The following is a 2,211-nucleotide window of genomic DNA, read 5'->3' on the forward strand; positions in this document are numbered from 1 at the left end:
ATATAACGTTATGTCCCCCGGGAGCTTGTCCGCCTGAAAGAACAACACCGACGGTAACTGTTTTTTTGGAAACCGCACTGTTTTTTCCTGCTTGAAAACTTACCACCGGCATACCGTAAGTTTTTTCAAAAATTGCTTTTATTTTAGCACAATCCGCAACTGATTTTGTTGCTTTACCTAAAACTGGTTTTACATTTGCAACACCTTTTTTTAAAACATTAGGTAAAACGGGTTTGAAATTTAATCTTTCCTGATGTAACTGAGAAATTTGATTTTTTTGTGCCATAAACTTTCCCCCAAAAGAATTTAAAATATTACAAAATATAAATTATCTTTTTATTATATAACTTTGATAAAATTTTTTCAAAATTATATAATGACTAAAATTTTAAAAAGGAGATATGTAAATGAAAAAGTATGTTGCAGAATTTACGGGAACACTTTTTTTAGTTTTTATTGCTTGCGGTGTTGCTGCAGTATCAGGTTGTAAATTTCCGGAAGCAGGATACATTGCAACGGCTTTGGCTTTCGGTTTAACTATCGTAGCTATGGCTTATTCAATAGGCAATGTTTCCGGTTGTCATGTAAACCCGGCCGTTTCTGTCGGCGTATGTGTTGCAGGAAAAATGACGGTTGCAGAATGTGTAAAATACATTATTTCTCAATTTTTGGGAGCAATTTGCGGTGCAATATTATTAGGAATTTGTTTAGGTAATTTTTCCGCTTTAGGTGCTAACGGTTTTGGCGGTGTATTAGCTAACGGAACAACAGTTACTGCAGGTATGGCAATAATTGTTGAAATAATATTAACATTTGCTTTTGTTTTGGCAATACTCGGTGTTACCGACAAAGAAAAAAATGCTTCGGTTGCAGGTTTGGTTATAGGTTTAACACTTGTTGTTATTCATTTAATCGGTATTCCTTTTACCGGGACATCGGTTAATCCTGCAAGATCTTTCGGACCTGCATTGTTTCAAGGCGGACAAGCTTTGGCACAAGTTTGGGTATTTATAATTGCACCTGCAATAGGCGGAGCTTTGGCAGGGGTTTTCTACAAAGCAGTTTTAAAAGAAAATAAATAAAAATTTTTAAAAAATGTTGTCTTAAAGTTTAATTCTAAAAGTTGAAAATAAAAAACTCCTTCAATTTATTTTGAAGGAGTTTTTTATTTTGTATTTTATTTTGTTAAAACTTATATCCTATATCAAGTCTGCCTAAATTAACTTCATATTTATAAGTTATGCCGTTATACGAAACAGGATTTGTAAAAGAATGTGTAAAAGAAAAAGCTAATTTTAATGCATTTGTAAATTTATACTCGATACCTGCCGTTACATATTTCATATTATACATATCAAGGTTTGTTAAATTGTATCCTCTTGCAGGATCATTTTTGTATTCATCTCTAATCAAGTTCGGATCCGAAAAGAAACCTAAGTGTAAAGCCAATTTTTCTGTTGCTCTATATTCGGTTCCGACTCTATATTGCATTATATCCCGGTATGCAACGGATGTCCAAGAATTTTTGTTTTGTGAAATTGATGCCGCTATGGTAAACGGTTCAAACAAATCATAAGCAAAACCTAATTCCCAGGTTAAAGGATAACATACTGTTTCTTTAAATGCCGGGTTTGAAGAATCAGGTTCATTGGGAACATCCACATAAGTTCCGCTTCTTAAAACAAAAGCCGTTGAAAGTTTTTTTACAGGTTTATACATAATACCGATATTTCCTTGAAAGCCGAAAGCACTTCTATTGTAATCAATATCTATACCATAAGGAGGAACTTTCGCTACTAATTTGTCTTGAAATTGAATTGCATCAAAACCTATACCTACTGAAAATTTTTCGTTAATTTGTTTTGCCAAAGATATGTTATAAACCATATAACTTATTTGCCCTTCTATTTTACAACCTGAAGGCAACCCTTCAACTGTTCCCCCGCCTCCGCCGAGAACATAAACACCTGCGGCAATGATGCTGTCGTAATAAAATTTTGTAGAAAAACCTACAAAAGGAACAACAGCACTTGTTGAATATTTATCACTCATATACTTGGGATCTTTTTTATCGGAGGTTACGGGATAACTGATATAAAAAAGAGATGCCATAACCTGAGTATCTTTTTGGTATGCAAGCCCTGCAGGGTTATAATAAATTGCCGTTAAATCATCTGCAATCGCAACAAATGCGGTCCCAAAACCACCTGC

General features: G+C 34.0%; 2 protein-coding genes and 1 pseudogene. 1 reads left to right on the forward strand and 2 read right to left on the reverse strand.

The genetic code is table 11. From position 1 onward, the window contains the following. Window positions 1-286: pseudogene (locus ACMUOV_RS00305) on the reverse strand (diphosphate--fructose-6-phosphate 1-phosphotransferase); the annotation flags it as partial. A 121-nt stretch (window positions 287-407) separates the two neighbouring features. On the opposite strand from ACMUOV_RS00305, the gene ACMUOV_RS00310 reads away from it, so the two are divergent. Continuing rightward, entirely contained in the window at window positions 408-1,082 is a 675-nt protein-coding gene (locus tag ACMUOV_RS00310) for an MIP family channel protein (RefSeq protein WP_413852661.1), read from the forward strand. A gap of 103 nt (window positions 1,083-1,185) precedes the next feature. Here the strand turns inward: ACMUOV_RS00310 and ACMUOV_RS00315 are convergent. Continuing rightward, on the reverse strand, window positions 1,186-2,211 hold a 1,026-nt coding region (locus ACMUOV_RS00315), incomplete at its 5' end, for an OmpP1/FadL family transporter (protein WP_413852663.1).

The organism is Candidatus Ruminimicrobium bovinum (genome assembly GCF_902760015.1).
GTDB lineage: Bacteria > Elusimicrobiota > Endomicrobiia > Endomicrobiales > Endomicrobiaceae > Ruminimicrobium > Ruminimicrobium bovinum.